Below are 21,031 nucleotides of genomic sequence, written 5' to 3' on the forward strand. Positions count from 1 at the left end.
GCGGGCGCGCGGCGGTGGCGGGCCCGGGCATGATGGTCGGCATGGACTCGCACGAGGAACTCATCGCACTCGCCGACCGGTACTGGGACGCCATGCTGGAGTCCGCGCCCAGCGAGGCGACCCTGTTGGGGGACAGGCGATTCGACGATCGCATCGAGGATCTGTCGGTCGCGGCGGAGGAACGGCTGCTGGGTACCTGGCGGGGGCTACTGGCCGAGGTGGATGCGCTGGATCCGGCGCGGCTGGGCGACGAGGACCGGACCACACGGAGCCTGCTGCGCACCGAATTGGCGTCGGCGGTCTCGCATCTGGAGTGGCGGCCCGTCGAGATGGCCTCGGATCAGATGACGGGCGTGCACGCCGGGATGCTGACCATGGCTCCCCTGGTGAACGCGCCCGAACCGGAGAACGCGCAGCGGCTGGTGCAGCGCTACCGGCAGTTCGGCACCCTGATGAACCAGGCCGTGGAGCGCTTCCGGGCGGGAATCGCGGCCGGGCGCACGCCCGCGCACATCACCATCGAGCGCTCGCTCAATCAGCTGGACGGCTACCTGGCCTCCGATCTCGCCGACGACCCGTTCGTCACCCTGGCCGGCCCGGCGGGCTGGGATGGCGAAACCGCCTGGCGCGCAGAGCTGGCCGAGGTCGCGCGGGAGGTCATCCGGCCCGCCTTCGCCGCCTACCGGGCGGTGCTCGCCGCCGAGCTCGAACCCGTTTCGCGCCCCGACGACAAGCCCGGCCTCTGCTGGCTCGGCGACGACGGCGCGGACATCTACCGCCGCCTGCTGCGCCACCACACCACGCTGCCCGACCTGGGCGCGGAAGAGATCCACCAGCTCGGGCTGGACGAATTGGCCCGTCTGCGCACCGAATACGAGGAGGTGGGCGGCCGTCTGTTCGGACTCGCCGATCAGACCGCCATCTTCGCCCGGCTGCGCGAGGATTCGGCGCTGCGCTACGGCGACGGTGCGGAGATCATGGCGGACGCCCGGGCATATCTGGCCGCCGCCCAGGCGGAGATGGGCAACTGGTTCGGCCGGCTCCCACGCCAGTCCTGCGACATCCTGCCCGTCCCCGACTTCCTGGCCGCGGATGCGCCCGCGGCCTACTACTTCACGCCCGCGGCCGACGGCTCCCGGCCTGGCGCCTACTACGTGAACCTGCGGGAACCCAAGAGCCGCAACCGCTACGAGACCGCCGCGGTCGCCTACCACGAGGCCATCCCCGGCCACCACCTCCAGCTCACCATCGCCAACGAGCTGGACCATCTCCCGCGCTTCCAGCGCATGTCCTTCTCCAATACGGCCTTCGTCGAAGGCTGGGCGCTCTACACCGAGCGCCTCGCCGACGAAATGGGCCTGTACCCCGACGATCTCACCCGCATCGGCATGCTCGCCGCCGACTCGTGGCGCTCCTGCCGCCTGGTCGTGGACACCGGGCTGCACGCCAAGGGCTGGACCCGTCAGCAGGCCGTCGACTTCATGTCCGCCAATGCCCCGGTCGGGCTCGAGGAAATCCGGGTGGAGATCGACCGCTACATCGCCATGCCCGGCCAGGCGGTCGCCTACAAGGTCGGCCAGCTCGAGATCCGCCGCCAGCGCGCCCTGGTCACGGACCGCCTCGGATCCGCCTTCGACATCAAGGCTTTCCACGACACGGTGCTCGGCTCCGGCTCGGTCAGCCTCCCGGTTCTGCGCGATCTAGCCGACTCCCTCTGACACTCGGTGGCGGGCAGGCCGGTGGGCGTGGCTCACCGGCGCCCGCCCCGGTGACGGATCGCCCCGGTGACAGATCGCCCCGGTGACAGATCGATCAGTGGCAGATCTTGTCCGCGACATCGGCGGGAACCCCGATCTCGGTGCAGTGCAGGGCGCTGCCGAGGTTTACCGGCTTCCAGCCGCCGTCGGCCGCCACGTAGTGGAACAGGACCTGGGCTCGGTTGACCGTATTGTTGTGGGTTCCGCTGTGGGCCATCGCCCAATCGCCCGAGCAGTCGATTCGATCCTCGAGTTCGACCGGCTGCGCCAATCGCGACTCGATGTCGGTGCCGTGCAACGCCTGGAGCAGAACGGATTTGGTGACCGGGCACACCGGCGGGGTGCCTGCGGAACTCGGATCGGTCACCTCGGCCGGGAAGTCACGATCCGGGGTGACGGTGTGATCGTCCGCGCCCAGGGTGAGCGTGACGGTGACCGGTCCGCCCGAGGGGCAGCAGCTGGCGTCCTGACCGGCGAGCCACCGGTACTGGACCTGGACACTGCGATCGGACGAGCCGACCACCTGGGTATAGGACGTCGACTTCTTGGTCGCGGTACCCAGGTAACCCGCGTGGTTGAACAGCAGCACGTGCCAGGGTGAGCTGGCCGTGCCGTGCGGAGTCCCGGCGAGCACCCACAGCAGGGCGGGGCAGGAGCCGACGGCGGCATCGGTACCGCTGTCCGCGTAGTACCCGTCACCGCCGACACCGGGGCCGAGTTTGCCCAGCGCGGCGGTGACCACCGCCGACTTCAGATCGACGCATTTGCCGTTTCCGGCGGTGGCGGGAGCGCCGTCACCGGCGGGCGGTGTGGCGCCCGGCGACTGCTGAGGGGCGGGAGACTGAACAGTTCCCGGTGCGGTCACTGTGGCGGAGCTCGGCACCGACGCCCCGCTGGTCGCCGGTGTAGAACCACCGTCCTGACATGCCGTCGCCAGGGCCACCGCGGCGACCGCCGCGATGATGCCAACGATCCTCTTCATGAAAATCCCTCCCACTCGGTACTACCGAGCACGTCGAGTCCCGCACGCAGATCGTTGCGCCCCCGATTTCATGGGCACGCTGGCTCGCCGTCGGCGCGGCCGCGTGCCGGCCGTTGCGAGCCTTCGTGTTTCGTGTCCCGCACGATCCGGCGCAACCGCGCCGGGAATAGCGGCCCGGATGGCGTGTTCGACTGTGGTGGTGAGTTGTGTTGAGGGAAGGGGCTGCCGGTGACGGCTACGGATGTGACGTCGTCGATCGGTTTGCGGTCGGAGCGGGGGCCGATTCTCGCGGCGATCATGTTGTCGACGTCGCTGGTGGCATTGGACTCGACCATCATTGCCACCGCGGTGCTGACGATCACCGATCAGCTCGGTGGGTTCGCGCAGTTCCCTTGGCTTTTCAGCATCTACCTGCTGGCGCAGGCGGTGACGGTGCCGATCTACGGGAAGCTCGCCGACATGGTCGGGCGGAAACCGGTGATGCTGTTCGGGATCGGGGCCTTCGCGGTGGGGTCGCTGCTGTGCGGGCTGGCGACGAGCATGCCCGCGCTGATCGCGTTCCGGGCGGTGCAGGGCATCGGGGCGGGCGCGGTCAGCCCGATCTCGATGACCATCGCGGGTGATATCTACACGGTGCCGGAGCGGGCCAAGGTGCAGGCGTATCTGGCCAGTGTATGGGCGACCTCGTCGGTGCTGGGGCCGCTGCTCGGCGGCGTGTTCTCCGAGTACATCAGCTGGCGGTGGATCTTCCTGATCAACCTGCCGCTGGCGGCGCTGGCGGCCTGGATGATCCTGCGGAACTTCACCGAAAGCGCTCCGCGGCAGAGCCATCGGATCGACTACCTCGGTGCCGGACTGCTCACCGTCGGGGCCGGGGCGCTGATCCTGGCCCTGCTCGAGGGCGGCCAGGCGTGGGCCTGGGGCTCACCCGCGAGCCTGGTGCTCTTCGCGGGCGGCGGGGTGACGCTGGCGTTGTTCGGGCTGGTGGAGCGGCGGGCCGCGAATCCGATTCTGCCGCTGTGGGTTTTCACCCGGCGCATCGTCGTGGCCAGCAGCCTGGCCTCGCTGCTGGTCGGCGCGATCCTGCTGGGTCTCACCTCGTACGTGCCGACCTTCGCGCAGGGTGTGCTGGGCAGCGGGGCGCTGATCGCGGGTCTCACCGTCGGCGCGCTCACGCTGGGCTGGCCGGTGTCGGCGTCGCAGGCCGGAAAGGTGTACCTGCGCATAGGGTTCCGGGCGACGGCGGTGATCGGCAGCCTGATCGCCGTGGTGGGCGCGGCGTCGCTGCTGGTGGTGGACGCGCGGTCGAGCCTGTGGCAGTTGGCGATCGGCTGTTTCGTCGTCGGCATGGGGATGGGCCTGGTGGCCAGCCCGACTCTGATCGCCGCCCAGGCGAGCGCCGAATGGTCGGAGCGGGGCGTGGTCACCGCCACCAATATGTTCGCCCGCTCGCTGGGCAGCGCGGTCGGCGTGGCCGTATTCGGCGCGCTGGTCAATGCCCGGCTCGGGAAGACCGGCCATCCGGCCGCGTCGGACCTCGCGCCAGCGGTGCACCTGGTCTTCCTGGGCGTGGCCGCCATGGCGGTGGTCCTCATCGGTGCGGCGGCCGTCATGCCCCGGCGAAGCGCGGGCAACTCGGAAATCCATTCGGCGTGAACACGATCGACATGTGATTTGCGGAATCGCAGAATAGCGCCGGGATCGGTTAATTCCGCAAAAAGGCCGCCGACCGTGCCGAATGGAATCCTTCGGCAATGATCTAGCACACTGTAGGTGTGGTTGAGGTCGAGGACGTATTGGGCCGGTTACGGCGGTATCCGGATGTCGAAGCGGTGAACCTGTATGCGGTCGATGCCGCCGACCGCCTCATGCTGGATGTCGCCGCGGATTCGCTGGCCACCGCCGGGGACGGGCGGGTGGCCGTGATCGACGACGGCTACGGGGCGTTGACGCTCGGGGCCATCGCCGCGCACGACCTGCACGGGGTCCGGGTGCATCAGGATTTGCTCACCGGTGAATTGGCACTCGCCAACAATGCCCGAATTGTCGGTCTAGCCGATCGCTTTTCGACCCGCGAATTGGGTGCGGGATTGCTCTCCGATGTCCGCGTGGTGCTGTGGCGGCTGCCGCGTGCGCTGTCCGGCCTGGCCGAAACCGCCGAGGCCATCGCACGATGGGCCGCACCCGATGTCGAGGTCTTCGCCGGCGGCCGCGACAAGTACCTGACCCCCGCCATGAACGAGGTGCTCGCCGAATCCTTCGGCTCGGTGCGCGCCACCCGCGGCCGCCAGAAATCCCGCATCCTGCTCGCCGCCGAGCCCAAAACCATTGGCGAGCCCCGTTTTCCGATCCGCAACCGGCTCGACGAGCAGGGCCTGGAGGTGGTGGCCCACGGTGCGGCCTTCTCCGGCCCGCGCCTGGACATCGGCACCCGCTTCCTGCTCGACCACCTGAAGCGGATGAAGCCCGATGCCCACGATGCCATCGATCTGGGTTGCGGCACCGGTATTCTCGCGGTCGCACTCGCCAAGGCCCGCCCCGGCATCCGGGTGACGGCGACCGACCAGTCCGCGGCCGCCGTGGCCTCCACCCGCGCCACCGCCGCCGCCAACGGCGTCGCCGACCGCGTCACCGTGCTGCAGGACGACGCCATGTCCAGCGCCCCCGACAACAGTGCCGACCTGGTGTTGTGCAACCCGCCCTTCCATGTCGGCGCGGCCGTGCACACCGGCTCGGCCATCAAGATGTTCCAGCAGACCGGCCGGGTGCTGCGCCCCGGCGGCGAGCTGTGGACGGTCTACAACACCCACCTCAACTACCGGGGCGTCATGGAACGCATGGTCGGCAGAACCGATGTGATGGGCCGCAATCGCAAGTTCACCGTGACCCGCTCGGTGCGTCCCCTGTGACCCGCCGGGATCCGCCCACTGTGACCCGCTGGGTACCCGGCCCGCACGACGTCGAATAATCGGGCGCATGGGACGAATCGATCTTCGAATCTTCACCGAACCCCAGCAGGGCGCGTCCTACGACACGCTGCGCACCGTCGCCAAGACCGCCGAAGACCTGGGCTACGACGCCTTCTTCCGGTCCGACCACTACCTGAAGATGGGCGACGCCGACGGCCTCCCGGGCCCCACCGACGCCTGGATCACCCTCGCGGGCCTGGCCCGCGAGACCCGCCGCATCCGGCTGGGCACCCTGGTCACCTCGGCCACCTTCCGCCACCCGGGCGTGCTCGCCATCGAGGTGGCCCAGGTCGACGCCATGTCCGGCGGCCGCGTCGAATTCGGTTTCGGCGCGGGCTGGTTCGAGGCCGAGCACGCCGCCTACGGCATTCCGTTCCCGGCCCGGAGGTTCCCGCGCTTCGAGGAGCAGCTGGCCATCGTCACCGGCCTGTGGTCGACGCCGGTCGGTGGGACCTTCTCCTTCGCCGGCGAGCACTACACGCTCACCGATTCCCCGGCGCTGCCCAAGCCCGCGCAGCCGCGTATCCCGGTCATCATCGGCGGCATGGGCGCCGAGCGCACCCCGCGCCTGGCCGCGCAGTACGCGACCGAGTTCAACGCGCCGTTCCAGTCGGCCGAGGCCAGTGCCGAGCAGTTCGAGCGAGTCCGCATGGCCGCCAAGGACACCGGCCGCGATCCGCACGACATCACTTTCTCCAACGCCCTGGTCGCCTGTGTCGGCGCGAGCGATGCCGAGGTGGCGCGGCGCGCGGCCGCCATCGGGCGCGAGGTGGACGAGCTGAAGGCCAACGGCCTGGCCGGCAGCCCGGACGAGGTGGTCGAGAAGATCGGCCGCTATGCCGAGATCGCCGGTACCAGCCGGGTTTACCTGCAGATTCTGGATCTGTCCGATCTGGATCATCTGGAGCTCATCGCAACTCGCGTGATGAGCCAGCTGGGCTGAGACCGGCTTCCGGGGCGGCCGGGCCGCGGCGTATCGGGCGGCGCGCTCGGTAAAGCTAAGGTAAAGTCCGGTTCGTCCGACCTGTGGGGGTTCGGGAACTCCGGGCCCCCACAGCGCGTTGGACGAGTAGCTTCACTGGCCACGACCGACGTGAGCCGCGACTCCAGAAAGGGACGCACGGAAATGCGCTCCACATCCAACCCGGTCTTCCGGAACTTGCAGCCGCAGCAGGGCGGCTACGCCGGCTTCGGCTCGGCGCCTGGAGCCGGACAGTTCCCCAACAACCCGTACGGTCAGCAGCCGCAGTACCCGGGCTACCAGCAGCCCTACCAGCCGGCCGTACCGACCACCCGCCCGATGACCATCGACGATGTGGTGCAGAAGACCGGCATCACCCTCGGCGTGGTCACCCTGACGGCGATCCTGTCCTACGCGCTCACCTCGGCCAACCACGGCCTGGCCGTGCTGTTCCTCGCGGTCGGCGGCCTCGGCGGCTTCGCGCTCGCCATGATCATGACCTTCGGCCGCAAGCAGGACAACCCGGCGCTGGTGCTCAGCTACGCGGCGCTGGAAGGCTTGCTGCTGGGCTCGTTCTCGTTCCTGTTCACCAATGTGCAGTTCGGTGGCGTCGGCGGATCCGGCCTGATCGCGCAGGCGGTGCTGGGCACCTTCGGCGTCTTCTTCGGCATGCTCGTGGTCTACAAGACCGGCGCGATCCGCGTCACCCCGCGCTTCACCCGCATGATCGTGGGCGCCATGATCGGCGTCCTGGTGCTCATGCTCGGCAACCTGGTCGCCAGCTTCTTCACCGCCGACGGCTTCGGCCTGCGCTCGGGCGGCACCCTCTCGATCGTGTTCAGCCTGGTGGTCATCGGTGTCGCTGCCTTCAGCTTCCTGCTGGACTTCGACGCCGCCGACCAGCTCATCCGGGCCCAGGCTCCGGAGAAGGCGGCCTGGGGCGTGGCGTTCGGCCTGACCGTCACCCTGATCTGGCTGTATCTCGAAATCCTGCGCCTGCTCAGCTACTTCCAGGACAGGTAGTCCGGGAAGGGCTGACGCACAGCTGAATACATGAGTGGGCGGGCATCGGAATCCGGTGCCCGCCCACTGCTGTGTAGCCGGCCTGAGAGCGTTCAGTCGTTGGTCACCACCTCCTTCAGGACGTCGGTGGCGACGTGATTCTCGCCGCAGTCCGCGGCCAGGACTCCGACGCTGGAGCAGTTGCGCAGCCGCAGCGGCAGGATCTCCTGGTAGGCGGCCGACTCGTACCAGTCGGTCACGGCCTGATAGTCGGGGAACTCGATGACGATGACGATCGCACTGGCCGGGCCCTCGATCACCCGCTGCGTGCCGCCGTGCACGATGAACTTCCCGCCGTAGGGCGCCAGCGTGCCGTCGATGCGCTCCAGGTATTCCACGATCTCGGCATTGATGTCGACGTCCCACAGATTGGCGATGGCGTAGGCGGGCATTTCAGGCTCCTCGGTCGGATTGCTTTGCTGCCCTTGATATTTCCGCCTACCGGGAACGAAGTCGATTACCCACCAGGTAAAGCCGACTCCTCAGAGGGTGTGGCCCACCTTCCCCCAAACAAAGTGGGCCGCCCGACCGTGAGGTCGGGCGGCCCAACTAATGCCGTAGCTCAGCTGCGGGTATCTCGTGCCTCAGCTCAGGCGCTCGATGATCATCGCCATGCCCTGGCCGCCACCGACACACATGGTCTCCAGACCGAACTGCTTGTCGTGGGTCTGCAGGTTGTTGATGAGGGTCGCGGTGATGCGGGCACCGGTCATACCGAACGGGTGGCCGAGGGCGATGGCGCCACCGGAGACGTTCAGCTTGTCCAGGTCCATGTTCAGCTCACGGGCGGAGCCGAGCACCTGCACGGCGAAGGCCTCGTTGATCTCGTACAGGTCGAGGTCGTCGATGGTCATGCCCGCGGTCTTCAGGGTGTTGCGGACCGCCTGGATCGGGCCGAGGCCCATGACCTCCGGGGACAGGCCCGAGACGCCGGTGGCCACGATGCGGGCCAGCGGGGTCAGGCCCAGCTCGCGCGCCTTGACGTCGGACATGACGACCAGGGCGGCCGCGCCGTCGTTCAGCGGGCAGGCGTTACCGGCGGTGATGGTGCCGTCGGGGCGGAAGACCGGCTTCAGCTGCGAGATCTTCTCGTAGGTGGTGCCGGCGCGCGGGCCGTCGTCGGTGGTGACGATGGTGCCGTCGGGCAGGGTGACCGGGGTGATCTCCCGCTCGAAGAAGCCGGACTTTATGGCCTCCTCGGCGCGGTTCTGCGAGCGCACGCCCCAGTGGTCCTGGTCCTCGCGGGAGATGCCGGTGTAGGTGGCGACGTTCTCCGCGGTCTGGCCCATGGCGATGTAGACGTCCGGGAGGATGTCGTCGTTGCGCGGGTCGGTCCAGGTGGCGTTGGACTCGGCGGTCGCCTTGGTGCGGCCCTCGGCCTCGGCGAACAGCGGGTTGTGCGAGTCCGGCCAGCCGTCGGCGGTGCCCTTCGGGAAGCGCGAGACGGTCTCGACGCCGGCGGAGATGAACACGTCGCCCTCGCCGGCCTTGATGGCGTGGAAGGCCATCCGGGTGGTCTGCAGCGAGGACGAGCAGTAGCGGTTGACGGTGACGCCCGGCAGGGAGTCGTAGCCCAGCTGCACGGCCACGGCGCGCGCAATGTTGAAACCGGCCTCACCGGCGGGCTGGCCGCAGCCCAGGTGCAGGTCGTCGATGTCGGAGACGGCGAGCGAGGGCACCTTGTCGAGGGCGGCGCGCACCATCTGCGCGGCGAGGTCGTCCGGTCGCATGCTCACCAGAGAACCCTTGCCAGCGCGGCCGATGGGCGAGCGGGCGTACGAAACGATGACGGCCTCAGCCATGAGGACTCCTTTTTTGCTGGGGTGATCCTCTTCGAATTTACGACGGGTGTGTTCCGGCTCAAACATCCGGTATGCCCGTATCCCAACTACTGAACTGTGGGATATCGCTCACTCTCCCGGCTCTCGTGCCGCGCTGCCTGCCGGCAGCGCGGCACGGACAGGGGGAAAGATGGGGCAGCACAGCGACAAAGGTGGGTCACCCGGGGACGTCGAAGGCGCTGTGCGCCGGGATGTTCGGCATGTCGGTGTAGACGGTGACGATGATGTGCCCCGGCCCGGTGTCCTGGAACAGGGCGTAGTGCTCGCTGCCGTAGAAGCCGGCCAGCACGGGAACTCGATATTCGCCGGCGGCGCCGGTGTCCATGTTCCGCCACGCGACGGTGGCCACGGTGATGCACTGCGGGGCGAAGCTGTACTCGCCCGGATCGAACCCGGCGACCGGCAGCGCCTGGATGCTGATGATCGCCCGGCCGGGCCACTGCGGGCCGGTGTCGGCCCAGGATCGGATATTGCCGCCACAGATCAAAGCATCGTGATAAATGCTCGGGACCTGCGGGAATTCGACGGTTGCGGCCTCCGCGGGCGCGGCCGCGACGATCATGGTCGCGAGGCCGGAGGCGGCGAGCAGGGCGGCGGCGGGCACGCTCGTCGGCATCCACATAGGGCCGATCGTAGTTCGCGGCGCCGTGATATCTCCGACGTGCGCGTGGGCGCGGATCTCCTTTCTGCAACGATAAGGGGTATGCGCATCGCTAACCATGTCGTCGATCTGATCGGAAACACCCCGCTCGTTCGGTTGAACTCCGTGGTGGGTCCGAACTCGGGACTGGTGGCGGCGAAGGTGGAATACCTGAACCCGGGCGGCAGCTCGAAGGACCGCATCGCCGTCAAGATGATCGACGCCGCCGAGAAGGCCGGGCTGCTGAAGCCCGGCGGCACGATCGTCGAACCGACCTCCGGCAATACCGGTGTGGGCCTCGCCCTGGTCGCGCAGCAGCGCGGCTACAAGTGCGTGTTCGTCTGCCCCGACAAGGTCAGTGAGGACAAGCGGAACGTGCTGCGCGCCTACGGCGCCGAGGTCGTGGTCTGCCCGACCGCGGTCGCGCCGGAGGATCCGGACAGCTACTACAACGTCTCCGACCGCCTGGTGCGCGAGATCCCGGGCGCGTGGAAGCCGGACCAGTACTCCAACCCGGGCGGCCCGGAATCGCACTACGAGACCACCGGCCCGGAGATCTGGCGCGACACCGAGGGCAAGATCACACACTTCGTGGCGGGCGTCGGTACCGGCGGCACCATCACCGGCACCGGCCGGTACCTGAAGGAGATCTCCGGCGGCAAGGTCAAGATCGTCGGCGCGGACCCCGAGGGCTCGGTCTACTCCGGCGGCACCGGCCGCCCATACCTGGTCGAGGGCGTCGGCGAGGACTTCTGGCCCACCGCCTACGACCCGGCCATCCCGGACGAGATCATCGCCGTCTCCGACGCCGACTCCTTCGAGATGACCCGTCGCCTGGCCCGCGAGGAGGGCCTGCTGGTCGGCGGCTCCTGCGGTATGGCCGTGGTGGCGGCGCTCAAGGTCGCCGAGCGCGATCCGGACGCCGTGGTGGTCGTGCTGCTGCCGGACGGCGGCCGCGGCTACCTGTCCAAGATCTTCAACGACCAGTGGATGAGCTCCTACGGCTTCCTGCGCACCCGCCTCGACGGTTCGGACACCGAGGTGCACGTGGGAGACGTGCTGCGCGGCAAGTCCGGTGAGCTGCCGGACCTGGTGCACACCCACCCGCAGGAGACGCTGCGCGACGCCATCGAGATCCTGCGCGAGTACGGCGTCTCGCAGATGCCGGTGGTCGGTGCGGAGCCGCCGGTGATGGCGGGCGAGGTCGCGGGTTCGGTCACCGAGCGCGATCTGCTGTCGGCCGTCTTCGAGGGCCGCGCCAAGCTCACCGACCCGGTCGCCAAGCACATGAGCCCGGCCTTCCCGCTCATCGGCGCGGGCGAGCCGGTCGCGGCGGCCACCAAGCTGCTGGAGTCCACCGACGCCCTCATGGTCGTCGAGGACGGCAAGCCGGTCGGCGTCATCACCCGCCACGACCTGCTCGGTTTCCTCAGCACCGGCGCCCTCTCCTAGGTCGCAGCCCGAGTATTTGCCGCCCGCCGGAGCCACAGCTGGTTCCGGCGGGCGGTCTGCTTTTCGCGGCTGCTCATCTCGCGAATCCGACGGTACGGAACCACCAGAGTGACGCCAGCGTCCACGCCAGCACGAAGCTGGTGAAGACCAGGGCACCGAGGATCGGCAGCAGCCAGCCCGGTGTCCGCTTCAGCCGCAGCGTCAGCATTTTCGAGGCGAAGGCGCCGTAGAACACCACACCCGCGACGGAGTGCGCCATGACCCGGCCCGTGACACCCCGGCCGAACTGGAAGCCGAAACTGTAGAGGCAGTAGAAGGCCACCGGCAGGCTGAGCAGGAAGGCCAGCACGCCGCACAGCCGGTGGTAGATGTGCACCGATCGCGGCGCGTGGAAGCGGTAGATCCAGACGGCGGTCAGCAATTGGCCGCCGATCAGCACCAGCACCACGCTGCTCAGGTACGCCTTGAAGATCTGCGGTGCGGAGAAGCCCCAGGTGGGTAGGGGCTGGGTGCCGGGCCAGTAGTGGGTGCCTGCCATCCCGAGCGCGATCGCGACCGCGGCGCCGGCCAGCAGCACCGGCACCGCGATCAGATTGCGCCGAGACACGGTGAAAACGTCTGTCAGCAAGGACATCTCGCCTCTGTGGTTGGTGTTCTCAGAAGGGGCACCGGAGATACCTCGGCGGGTTACAGCCGGTAGGCGCGTCGCCCACGGTGCGGGCCGCGATAGGCAGCGTTGCGGCGCCTTTATATCGCGTGAAAATTGGGGCTGATGTGATTCGTGATAGCCAATGTGAATTTGCTGAGCTGTTACTTTTGGAATGTGAAACGCTGATGAACGCCGAGAAATCAGGCAAATATCGGTATATCGCGATCTTGGGGCGATATTTTTCTGTGATCCGAAACACTTTGCGTTTCGAATTGAATCACCAGGTCAGCGCATGTATTAATGCAGGTCCAGGAGCTTCCTAACGGGCCAGTTCACTTTCTGTTCACGTTTGATTCAGGCTATGTTCACGAGACGCAATCAAGCTGTGACCTTGTCGGAAACAGACCGCAAGTCTGAATGGCGCAAGGAGATGTGAACACACATGCGGAACGTGATCACTACATCGGTGCGATGAGGCACCGCGGCCGGAAGGTCGCACAGGTACCCACTGCACTCCGCGCAGTGTGCCAAACCCATTGACCCATACCGGGTTTCACAACAGCATCCACAACAGCCCGAGGTACGCAGACGGGGGTCGTGAGACGTCCGGATGGTCCTGCGCTGCCTTCTTCAGGCCCGCGAGCCCGAAACCGAACAGGAATCCAAATTCGCCATGCCCAAGAATGTTATGACTGCTCTCAGTGACCCTGCTAGACGTAGCAAGGTAGTTGCCGCCGCTCGTACGGCCGGCGCCGCCGCCCTCGCCCTGGGCGTCTTCGGCTCCATCATCACCGCCGCCGGCGCCGCCGCCAGCGGAGATATCCAGCCGGCCGCGTTGAAGGCCTCCCTGGCCGTCGCCGCGCCCGCCGCCGCTGCGGTCAAGGAACAGCCCGCTCCCGCTCCCGCCCCCGTGGCCGAGGTTGCGGCTCCGGCCCCGGCGCCCATGCCGGCCCCGCTGCCCGCTCCCGAGCCGGCTCCGGCCCCCGCGCCGCCCGCCCCCGTCTACGAGGACAACCTGGACGGCTGGATCCACCACGCGCTGGACATCATGGCTCAGCACGGCATCCCGGGTAGCTACGACGGCATCTACCGCAACATCATTCGCGAATCCAGCGGCAACCCGCAGGCGATCAACCTGTACGACTCCAACGCGGCCATGGGCATCCCGTCCAAGGGCCTGCTCCAGGTGATCGACCCGACCTTCAACGCGTACCACGTCGACGGCACCGCCTTCGACGTCTGGGACCCGGTCGCAAACATCGTGGCTGCCTGCAACTACGCGGCGCACCGCTACGGCTCGATGGACAACGTCTTCAGCGCCTACTGATCCGGTCCGACGACGTACCGGACGACACCGCGATGGCCTGCCCGATCGGGCGGGCCATCGCTGCGTCTCCGCCCGCGGTGCCTGTCGCCGGAGTCTTGGTGGCGGTCATACCGCCATTTGGCTAATCTCAGGCATCCGATTTGGCAACTATTTCGCAAACAAGCGAACTCGACGATCGACCAGGCGTATAACGACCCCGGAGAGCAGTTCCGGCACACGGCCGGAACGGATAGCGAAGGGACGGGGTCATGCACACCTCGAGTTCGGCTATCGATATTCAGATCGGGCAGGGGCTTTCGAACGCGTGGAGTTCCATCGCCACGTGGGTGCCCAAATTCGTCGGGTTCCTGGTCATTCTGTTCATCGGCTGGCTTGTGGCCAAACTCGTGGCCAAGCTGGTGACCCGGATCCTGAACCGAGTCGGGTTCGATCGGCTGGTGGAACGCGGCGGCATCAAGGACATGCTGGCCCGCGGTAGTTACGACGCCACCGGCATCATCGCAAAGCTGGCGTACTACGCGATTCTGTTGATCACGTTGCAGCTCGGCTTCGGCGTCTTCGGCCCGAACCCGGTGAGCACCATGCTCAACGGCATCGTGGCCTGGCTACCCCGGCTGGCGGTCGCCATCGTCATCATCTGCATCGCGGGCGCGATCGCACGCGTCGTGCAGGACATGGTGTCGAACATGCTGAGCGGTCTGGACTACGGCCGCACGCTGGGACGCATTGCGGCGGTGTTCATCTGGGGCATCGGCATCATCGCGGCCCTCAATCAGATCGGGGTGGGAACGTCGGTCACCATGCCGATTCTCATCACGGTGCTGGCGACGATCGGCGGTATCCTCGTCGTCGGTCTCGGCGGTGGCCTGATCCGGCCCATGCAGGAGCGGTGGGCGGGCTGGCTCGACGCCATCGAGGGCGAAATGCCCGAGGTGAAGGGGCATGCGCAGGCCTATCAGCGGGGCCGTGAGGATGCGGCCCGTCAGCGGCAGGCGCAGGAGGCGGCCATGTGGGCGCAGCGCTCGGCCACCCGGCCCATGATGGCGGGGCAGGGTATGGGCCAGATGCCTCCGGGCAAGTGGGCAGAGCCCGAGGGCGGCGGCCAGATGGGTTACGGGCAAACGGGATACGGCCAACAGGGCGGCTGGGGACCGGGCGGTGGCCAGATGCCGCCGCAGCAGCCCGGCCAGATGCCGCCGCAGCAGCCCGGCCAGATGCCGCCGCAGCAATCCGGCCAAATGCCGCCGCAGCAGCCTGGGCAGATGCCGCCCCAATCCGGCCAGATGCCTGCACAACCCGGCCAGATGCCGCCGCCCGGACAGCCGATGCCGCCCGGACAGCCCCCACGTTCCAGTGGGCCGATGCCGCGGCCCGGCAATCAGGACCGGGGAGATCGCGACGACATGGGCTGATCCCGTGCCGCCGGAAACCGAGCAGCCCCGGGGTCTCTACCCCCGGGGCTGCTTCATCGTGAGGTCAGGAGGCGCGGGCCAGCGCGCAGACGCCCGCCAGGCGCAGGTGGAGCCAGTCGGCGTCCTGCCAGTCGAGCAGGGAGTGGGGGAGGATGGTCTCGGCTTCGCGCAGGTCCTCGAGGATGCCGCGGGCGTAGCCGGCCAGCAGGACACTTGCCGGGACGAGGCCGGAGTTGTCGACGCCGAGGTCGAGGATGTCGCGGATAGCCGCGGCATGCTGGTCGATCGCTGCGGACACACCGGGGAAGACGGCCGCGGCCTCCGCGGCGGGGGCTCCATGGGTGCGCTGCAGGCGGTTCAGGGTTTTACGCGCCGAAACGACGAGCAGGGCGGAGCCGGGCACAAACACCCGGTGATGCTAGCAATCGACCGGCACCCGGGGGACCGGCTGTGACATATCGCGCAATTCGTCGGAACCGCCGGTCAGCGGAACGCTTTCGCGCCTGTCAGGGCCTCGCCGAGGACGAGCTGATGGACTTCGGCGGTGCCCTCGTAGGTGAGGACGGACTCCAGGTTGTTGGCGTGCCGCAGCACCGGGTACTCGAGGGTGATGCCGTTCGCGCCCAGGATGGTCCGGCACTCGCGCGCGATCTTGATGGCCTCGCGGGTGCTGTTCAGTTTGCCGGCGCTGATCTGCTCGTTGGAGATCTCGTGCCGGTCCTTCAAACGGCCGAGGTGCAGCGCCAGCAGTTCGCCCTTGCCGAGTTCGAGCGCCATATCGGCCAGTTTGGCCTGGGTGAGCTGGTAGGCCGCCAGCGGCTTGTCGAACACCTCGCGGGTCTGCGCGTATTCGATTGTGGCGGACAGGCAGTCGCGGGCCGCGCCGAGCGCGCCGAAGATGATGCCGAAGCGCGCCTCGGACAGGCAGCCCAGCGGCGCGCGGAGTCCACGGGCCTCGGGCAGCAGGGCGCCGGCGGGCAGCCGGACGCCGTCGAGGGAGAGTTCGGCGGTGATCGACGCGCGCAGCGACAGCTTGTGCTTCATCTCGCGAGCGCTGAAACCCGGTGTGTCCGTGGGTACTACGAATCCGCGGACGACATCCCGCTCACCCTCGCGCGACTGCGCCCACACGACGGCCACGTCCGCGACCGACCCGTTGGTGATCCACATCTTCGACCCGTCGAGGATCCAGTCGTCCCCGTCCCGCCGCGCTCGCGTCCGCATGCCGCCCGGATTCGAGCCGAAGTCCGGCTCGGTCAGCCCGAAGCATCCGATCGCCCGGCCCGCCGCCATCTCCGGCAGCCACCGCAGCCTCTGCTCCTCGGACCCGTACTTGTGGATCGCGGTCATGGCCAGCGACCCCTGCACCGAAACCATGCTGCGCACACCCGAATCCACGGCCTCCAGCTCCAGGCAGGCCAGCCCGTACGCCGTGGCCGACGTCCCCGCGCACCCGTACCCGTCCAGATGCATCCCCAGCAGCCCGAGCTTCCCCAGCTCCGGCGCCAGCTCCCGCGCCGGAAACGTCCCCGCCTCGAACCACTCCGCCACCCGTGGCCGCAATCGCTCCGCGGCGAACGCGCGCACCGTATCCCGGATCGCCCGCTCCTCGTCACTGAGCAGGGAATCGATGGCGAACAACTCGTCCACGGTGACCATGCGCCCCACCATAAGACCGTCTCCGCCCTACCGACAACGCCGCGCCGCGCCCCCACCCGAACTCGGCCGCCACCGCATTACACCGGTCCATGCGAACGCAACAACCGATTTCGTGAGGGGAGGGTAACTCGCCGGGTACGACCAAAATCGGTTCGGCACCCAACCGCCGGTACGGGTTGCCGACAGCAAGCGGCTCTCAGCCGCCCGCTGAATACCCGGGGAGGCGGGGGAGCGTGGCGGGGGAGCCCTTAGGCTGTTCGCATGAGCGAGCTGGGTTTCTCCACACGGGCGGTGCACGCTGGGTTCGATCCGGACCCTCAGACCGGTGCGGTGAACGTGCCGATCTATGCGAGTTCGACGTTCGCCCAGGACGGTGTCGGCGGGATGCGCGGCGGGTACGAGTACGCGCGCACCGGGAACCCGACCCGCACGGCGCTGGAGGCGAACCTGGCGGCGCTCGAATCCGGTACCTACGGGCGGGCTTTCGCCTCGGGTATGGCGGCCACCGACTGCGCGATCCGCGCGAACCTGCGGCCCGGTGACCACATGGTGATCCCGAACGACGCGTACGGCGGCACCTTCCGGCTCATCGACAAGGTGTTCACCCAGTGGGGGATCGAGTACTCGGTCGCGCCGGTGTCGGATGTGGACGCGGTCGCCGGGGCCATGCGCCCCAACACCAAGCTGGTGTGGGTCGAGACGCCGACCAACCCACTGTTGAATGTCGGCGATATCGCGGCGCTGGCCGAGGTGGCGCACGCGGGCGGCGCGAAGCTGGTGGTGGACAACACCTTCGCCTCGCCGTACCTGCAGCAGCCGCTGCTGCTGGGCGCGGACATCGTGCTGCACTCGACCACCAAGTACCTGGGCGGGCACTCGGACGTGGTGGGCGGCGCGCTGATCACCGACGATCAGGAGATGGACGCCAAGTTCGCGTTCCTGCAGAACGGTGCCGGCGCGGTCCCCGGCCCGATGGACGCCTTCCTCACCATGCGCGGCATCAAGACGCTGGCCCTGCGCATGGACCGGCACTGCGACAATGCCGAGACCATCGCCGAATTCCTCGCCAACCACCCCAAGATCGCTCAGGTCATCTACCCCGGCCTGCCCGAGCACCCCGGCCACACCGTGGCCCAGAAGCAGATGCGCCGTTTCGGCGGCATGATCTCGGTTCGCGTCCACGGCGGCAGGGACGCGGCCCTCGCCTTCTGCGCCAAGACCAAGATCTTCACCCTCGCCGAATCCCTCGGTGGCGTCGAATCCCTCATCGAGCATCCCGGCGCCATGACCCACGCCTCCACCGCCGGCTCGGCCCTCGAGGTCCCCGCCGACCTGGTCCGCCTCTCCGTCGGCATCGAGGACATCAGCGACCTGCTGTCCGACATCGAGCAGGCCCTGGCCTGACCGCCTCCCCGAGCCTTTAGCGGGCGGCCGGGTGCCGTGCTCGGTCACGCACCCGTGCCGGCGGTCGGGAGCCGAACCGATTTCGGGTGTACCCGGTGAGTTACCCGGAACCTCGCGAAATCAGTTGTCACCTTCGGAAAGAAGCGAAGCGCCACACCATTCTTGGTGCGGCGCTTCGTCATATCGCTACCGGTGCCGACAAACATTGCGGCCCCGGAGTCCGTGTGGACCGGGGCCGCGAATCCGTCGGTCGTAAATCAGCTGTGGTAAGGCTCGGCGGAGACCAGCGTCACCTTCATGGTGTTGCCGTTGGGCAGGGTGTATTCGCGGGTTTCGCCGACCTTGGCGTTGATGAGCGCGCCGCCCAACGGGGAGTTGGGGGAGTAGGTCTCGAGGTCGGCGCTGCCGAGGCCCTCTTCGCGGGTGGCGATGAGGAAGGTTTCGGTGTCGGTCTCGTCGCCGTCGTAGTAGACCTTGACGACCGAGCCGGGCAGGGCGACGCCGGACTTGGTGGGCGCGACGCCGACCTTGGCGTTGTTCAGCAGCTCCTGCAGCTGGCGAATGCGCGCCTCCTGCTGGCCCTGCTCCTCACGCGCCGCGTGGTAACCGCCGTTCTCCTTGAGGTCGCCCTCTTCACGGCGCTCGTTGATTTCGGCCGCGATGACGGGACGGTTGGCGATGAGCGCGCCGAGTTCGCTCGTGAGCCTCTCGTGCGACTCCGGGGTCAGCCAAGTCACGGTCTCAGTCATCTCGATCACTCCCTAGTAGTTGTCCCCGGCAAGCCGGGATTCCCTGATGCCCGCTACCGTGGCCATCCGGAGATGGGCACAGCAGCAACCGGACAGCCAGAGCGATCCCTGGGGAGAGTCCCGACAGCGCCGGCCGTCAATGCAGCAAACACGGCTCCGAACGTCGGAACCGTGTATCGCGTCATTTTAGCACGATTCGGAAAGGCGCAGGTAGAAGCGTCAATGCGGGTCGCTTTACGGACGATTCACCCGGCGCGCAGATAGGCCGGCACATGGTCGGTGCACCCGTAGACATTGCCGGCGCCGGCCCGTCGGGTGGTCTTGATCGTGGTGACCACGCGGACGGTGCCGGAGTCGGAGCCGGGCACCAGGATCTCGCGGCGGCCGACCTCGTCGGTGTCGCCGTCCATGGCGCGCACGAAGCAGACGACCGCCTGGCCCGGATCCTTGCGTGTCACTTTGAAATCCACACTGACAGTGGAGTCGTCGACGATCGTGTAGCCGATCCGATCCGGTTCGATGGCCTGCGGTCCGTAGGTGCGGTAGCCCAGATAGGAGACCCCGAGCCCGGCGAGGATGACGACCGCTCCGAGGGCGTAGGGGAGCCAGCGGCGGGTCTTCCGAGGCGTAATCCCGTACCGGTCAGCCGGTCTTTCACTCATATCGGGGACGCTCCCGGGGGGTAGGTCGGAACAAACAACGATCGGATGGAACTATAGGGAATGCATATCTGATGCCTGTGTCTGGACTCGGCACGTGCGGTCAGGGTCCGGAGGAGGCAGCTTGCGTAACCACGCAGGACCCCTGCACGTGCCAAGTGATACAGCTCGACGCTACGAGGTGAAAAACGTGATCGGTGAGGTGAACGAGAAGTGAGTGGTCTTCGCCTCATGGCGGTGCACGCGCATCCCGACGACGAATCCAGCAAGGGCGCGGCGACCACCGCGCGCTATGCCGCCGAAGGCAATGACGTGCTGGTCGTCTCCCTCACCGGCGGGGAACGCGGCGACATCCTGAACCCCGCCATGGACACCCCCGGCATCAAGGACCGCATCACCGAGGTCCGCCGCGAGGAGATGGCCGCTGCCGCCGAGGCGCTGGGCGTCCGCCAGACCTGGCTCGGCTTCGTGGATTCCGGTCTGCCGGAAGGTGATCCGCTGCCGCCGCTGCCCGAGGGCAGCTTCGCGCTGGTGCCCCTGGAGGAGGCCACCGAGGCGCTGGTGCGCGTGGTCCGCCAGTTCAGGCCGCACGTCATGACCACCTATGACGAGATGGGCGGCTACCCGCACCCGGATCACATCATGTGCCACAAGGTGTCGGTCGCGGCCTTCGAGGCGGCGGCCGATCCGGAGCGGTTCCCCGACGCGGGCGAACCCTGGCAGCCGCTCAAGCTCTACTACAACCACGGCTTCAGCCTCACCCGGCTGGAGGTCTTCGCCGACGAGTACGCGCGCCGCGGCGAGCCCTTCCCCATGCAGGACTGGATGGACCGCATGCGCAAGTACGCCGCCGAGCGCGGCGACATCATGGCGCGGGTCACCACCCAGGTAGAGTGCGCCAAGTACTTCCCGCAGCGTGACGACGCCCTGCGCGCCCACGCCACCCAGATCGACCCCAACGGCGCCTTCTTCGCGATTCCGCTGGAGATGCAGCAGCGACTGTGGCCCACCGAGGAGTTCGAGCTGGCCAAGACCCGGGTCAAGACCGCGATCCCGGAGACCGACCTGTTCGCGGGAATCGACGAGGCCGATTCCGGCTTCGACGCCGCCGACAACGAGGACACCGCCCGATGATGCTCACGCTGCTCGCCCAGGGCACCAACTCGCCCACCGGACCCGAGTTCGGCAAGGCGTCCCCGCTGGGTCTGGTCATCGTGCTGGTGCTGCTGGCCGGCACCATCCTGCTCATCCGGAACATGAACAGGCACATCAAGAACCTGCCCGCCGAGTTCTCCCCGGAACATCCGGAGGCGGACCAGGAGGCCGACGAGGGCACCGAGCACGGCATCGCGGCGCGTGAGGATCACGAGGCCGCGCAGGCGGAGGACACCGAGTCCGAGCCGCGCAGCGAGACCAAGCCGGAAGCCACCAACGGCAGCGCCTGAATCCCCTCGGCATTCCACGACCCCGGTCCGGTGACCGGGGTCGTGGCATATCCGGGGGTGGCC

The 21,031-nt window shown here is 68.0% G+C and carries 20 protein-coding genes; 11 read left to right on the plus strand and 9 right to left on the minus strand.

The features are described from left to right. Positions 1 to 41: 41 nt before the first annotated feature. Positions 42 to 1,718 (plus strand): DUF885 domain-containing protein, encoded by a 1,677-nt coding sequence (locus ACFXIV_RS19455; protein WP_379393706.1) that lies wholly within the window; start codon positions 42 to 44, stop codon positions 1,716 to 1,718. 94 nt (positions 1,719 to 1,812) lie between these two features. Here the strand turns inward: ACFXIV_RS19455 and ACFXIV_RS19460 are convergent, their stop codons facing one another. Continuing rightward, positions 1,813 to 2,739, minus strand: a complete 927-nt coding sequence (locus ACFXIV_RS19460) for an LppP/LprE family lipoprotein (protein ID WP_379393708.1) — start codon at positions 2,737 to 2,739, stop codon at positions 1,813 to 1,815. Between the two features lie 228 nt (positions 2,740 to 2,967). Here ACFXIV_RS19460 and ACFXIV_RS19465 point away from each other — a divergent pair, with 228 nt between their 5' ends. From ACFXIV_RS19465 to ACFXIV_RS19480, 4 genes are all read left to right on the plus strand, one after another. After that, a complete protein-coding gene (locus ACFXIV_RS19465) occupies positions 2,968 to 4,395 on the plus strand; it encodes an MDR family MFS transporter (RefSeq protein WP_379393710.1) in 1,428 nt (475 codons plus the stop codon). A 119-nt stretch (positions 4,396 to 4,514) separates the two neighbouring features. Further along, positions 4,515 to 5,648, plus strand: coding sequence for a class I SAM-dependent methyltransferase (locus tag ACFXIV_RS19470; RefSeq protein WP_379393712.1), 1,134 nt, complete (start codon positions 4,515 to 4,517; stop codon positions 5,646 to 5,648). Positions 5,649 to 5,724: 76 nt separating this feature from the next. Continuing rightward, positions 5,725 to 6,651 carry an LLM class F420-dependent oxidoreductase gene (locus ACFXIV_RS19475; RefSeq protein ID WP_379394329.1) on the plus strand — a complete coding sequence of 309 codons (927 nt, stop codon included), beginning with the start codon at positions 5,725 to 5,727 and terminating at the stop codon, positions 6,649 to 6,651. A gap of 183 nt (positions 6,652 to 6,834) precedes the next feature. After that, positions 6,835 to 7,692, plus strand: a complete 858-nt coding sequence (locus ACFXIV_RS19480; RefSeq protein ID WP_379393714.1) for a Bax inhibitor-1/YccA family protein — start codon at positions 6,835 to 6,837, stop codon at positions 7,690 to 7,692. Positions 7,693 to 7,784: 92 nt separating this feature from the next. On the opposite strand, the gene ACFXIV_RS19485 is transcribed toward ACFXIV_RS19480, so the two are convergent. From ACFXIV_RS19485 to ACFXIV_RS19495, 3 genes are all read right to left on the minus strand, one after another. Then, complete coding sequence (locus tag ACFXIV_RS19485; RefSeq protein ID WP_354833352.1) at positions 7,785 to 8,123, minus strand: DUF1330 domain-containing protein; 339 nt, start codon at positions 8,121 to 8,123, stop codon at positions 7,785 to 7,787. Positions 8,124 to 8,315: 192 nt separating this feature from the next. Then, positions 8,316 to 9,533: an acetyl-CoA C-acetyltransferase gene (locus ACFXIV_RS19490; protein ID WP_379393716.1), complete on the minus strand. Its 1,218-nt coding sequence runs from the start codon at positions 9,531 to 9,533 to the stop codon at positions 8,316 to 8,318. Positions 9,534 to 9,729: 196 nt separating this feature from the next. Beyond that, entirely contained in the window at positions 9,730 to 10,194 is a 465-nt protein-coding gene (locus ACFXIV_RS19495) for a hypothetical protein (RefSeq protein ID WP_379393718.1), read from the minus strand. An 81-nt stretch (positions 10,195 to 10,275) separates the two neighbouring features. Here ACFXIV_RS19495 and ACFXIV_RS19500 point away from each other — a divergent pair, with 81 nt between their 5' ends. Continuing rightward, the gene (locus tag ACFXIV_RS19500; protein ID WP_356995699.1) at positions 10,276 to 11,664 is read left to right on the plus strand and encodes a cystathionine beta-synthase; all 1,389 of its coding nucleotides are present in this window, start codon (positions 10,276 to 10,278) and stop codon (positions 11,662 to 11,664) included. A 73-nt stretch (positions 11,665 to 11,737) separates the two neighbouring features. Here ACFXIV_RS19500 and ACFXIV_RS19505 read toward each other — a convergent pair whose 3' ends face one another. Next, positions 11,738 to 12,298, minus strand: coding sequence for a DUF6529 family protein (locus tag ACFXIV_RS19505; RefSeq protein WP_379393720.1), 561 nt, complete (start codon positions 12,296 to 12,298; stop codon positions 11,738 to 11,740). Positions 12,299 to 12,986: 688 nt separating this feature from the next. Here ACFXIV_RS19505 and ACFXIV_RS19510 point away from each other — a divergent pair. Continuing rightward, on the plus strand, positions 12,987 to 13,640 hold the full coding sequence (locus ACFXIV_RS19510) for a transglycosylase SLT domain-containing protein (RefSeq protein WP_379393722.1): 654 nt from the start codon (positions 12,987 to 12,989) through the stop codon (positions 13,638 to 13,640). A gap of 248 nt (positions 13,641 to 13,888) precedes the next feature. Further along, positions 13,889 to 15,052: a hypothetical protein gene (locus ACFXIV_RS19515; protein WP_379393724.1), complete on the plus strand. Its 1,164-nt coding sequence runs from the start codon at positions 13,889 to 13,891 to the stop codon at positions 15,050 to 15,052. A 64-nt stretch (positions 15,053 to 15,116) separates the two neighbouring features. On the opposite strand, the gene ACFXIV_RS19520 is transcribed toward ACFXIV_RS19515, so the two are convergent. Next, positions 15,117 to 15,461 carry a DUF6401 family natural product biosynthesis protein gene (locus ACFXIV_RS19520; protein WP_379393726.1) on the minus strand — a complete coding sequence of 115 codons (345 nt, stop codon included), beginning with the start codon at positions 15,459 to 15,461 and terminating at the stop codon, positions 15,117 to 15,119. A 74-nt stretch (positions 15,462 to 15,535) separates the two neighbouring features. Further along, positions 15,536 to 16,711 carry an acyl-CoA dehydrogenase family protein gene (locus ACFXIV_RS19525; protein ID WP_379393728.1) on the minus strand — a complete coding sequence of 392 codons (1,176 nt, stop codon included), beginning with the start codon at positions 16,709 to 16,711 and terminating at the stop codon, positions 15,536 to 15,538. 261 nt (positions 16,712 to 16,972) lie between these two features. On the opposite strand from ACFXIV_RS19525, the gene ACFXIV_RS19530 reads away from it, so the two are divergent. Then, positions 16,973 to 18,115 carry a cystathionine gamma-synthase gene (locus ACFXIV_RS19530; RefSeq protein ID WP_379393730.1) on the plus strand — a complete coding sequence of 381 codons (1,143 nt, stop codon included), beginning with the start codon at positions 16,973 to 16,975 and terminating at the stop codon, positions 18,113 to 18,115. A 257-nt stretch (positions 18,116 to 18,372) separates the two neighbouring features. Here the strand turns inward: ACFXIV_RS19530 and greA are convergent, their stop codons facing one another. Together greA and ACFXIV_RS19540 are read right to left on the minus strand one after the other, a co-directional pair. Continuing rightward, positions 18,373 to 18,864: a transcription elongation factor GreA gene (greA, locus tag ACFXIV_RS19535; RefSeq protein WP_354833370.1), complete on the minus strand. Its 492-nt coding sequence runs from the start codon at positions 18,862 to 18,864 to the stop codon at positions 18,373 to 18,375. Between the two features lie 245 nt (positions 18,865 to 19,109). Beyond that, positions 19,110 to 19,526 carry a DUF4307 domain-containing protein gene (locus ACFXIV_RS19540; protein ID WP_379393732.1) on the minus strand — a complete coding sequence of 139 codons (417 nt, stop codon included), beginning with the start codon at positions 19,524 to 19,526 and terminating at the stop codon, positions 19,110 to 19,112. Between the two features lie 228 nt (positions 19,527 to 19,754). Here ACFXIV_RS19540 and mca point away from each other — a divergent pair, with 228 nt between their 5' ends. Beyond that, positions 19,755 to 20,657: a mycothiol conjugate amidase Mca gene (gene mca / locus ACFXIV_RS19545; RefSeq protein WP_379394331.1), complete on the plus strand. Its 903-nt coding sequence runs from the start codon at positions 19,755 to 19,757 to the stop codon at positions 20,655 to 20,657. Further along, the gene (locus ACFXIV_RS19550) at positions 20,654 to 20,968 is read left to right on the plus strand and encodes a hypothetical protein (RefSeq protein ID WP_379393734.1); all 315 of its coding nucleotides are present in this window, start codon (positions 20,654 to 20,656) and stop codon (positions 20,966 to 20,968) included. Before mca ends, ACFXIV_RS19550 begins: the two co-directional genes overlap by 4 nt. The last annotated feature ends 63 nt before the right edge of the window (positions 20,969 to 21,031 follow it).

It is taken from the genome of Nocardia sp. NPDC059236 (assembly GCF_042754085.1).
Classification (GTDB): domain Bacteria; phylum Actinomycetota; class Actinomycetes; order Mycobacteriales; family Mycobacteriaceae; genus Nocardia.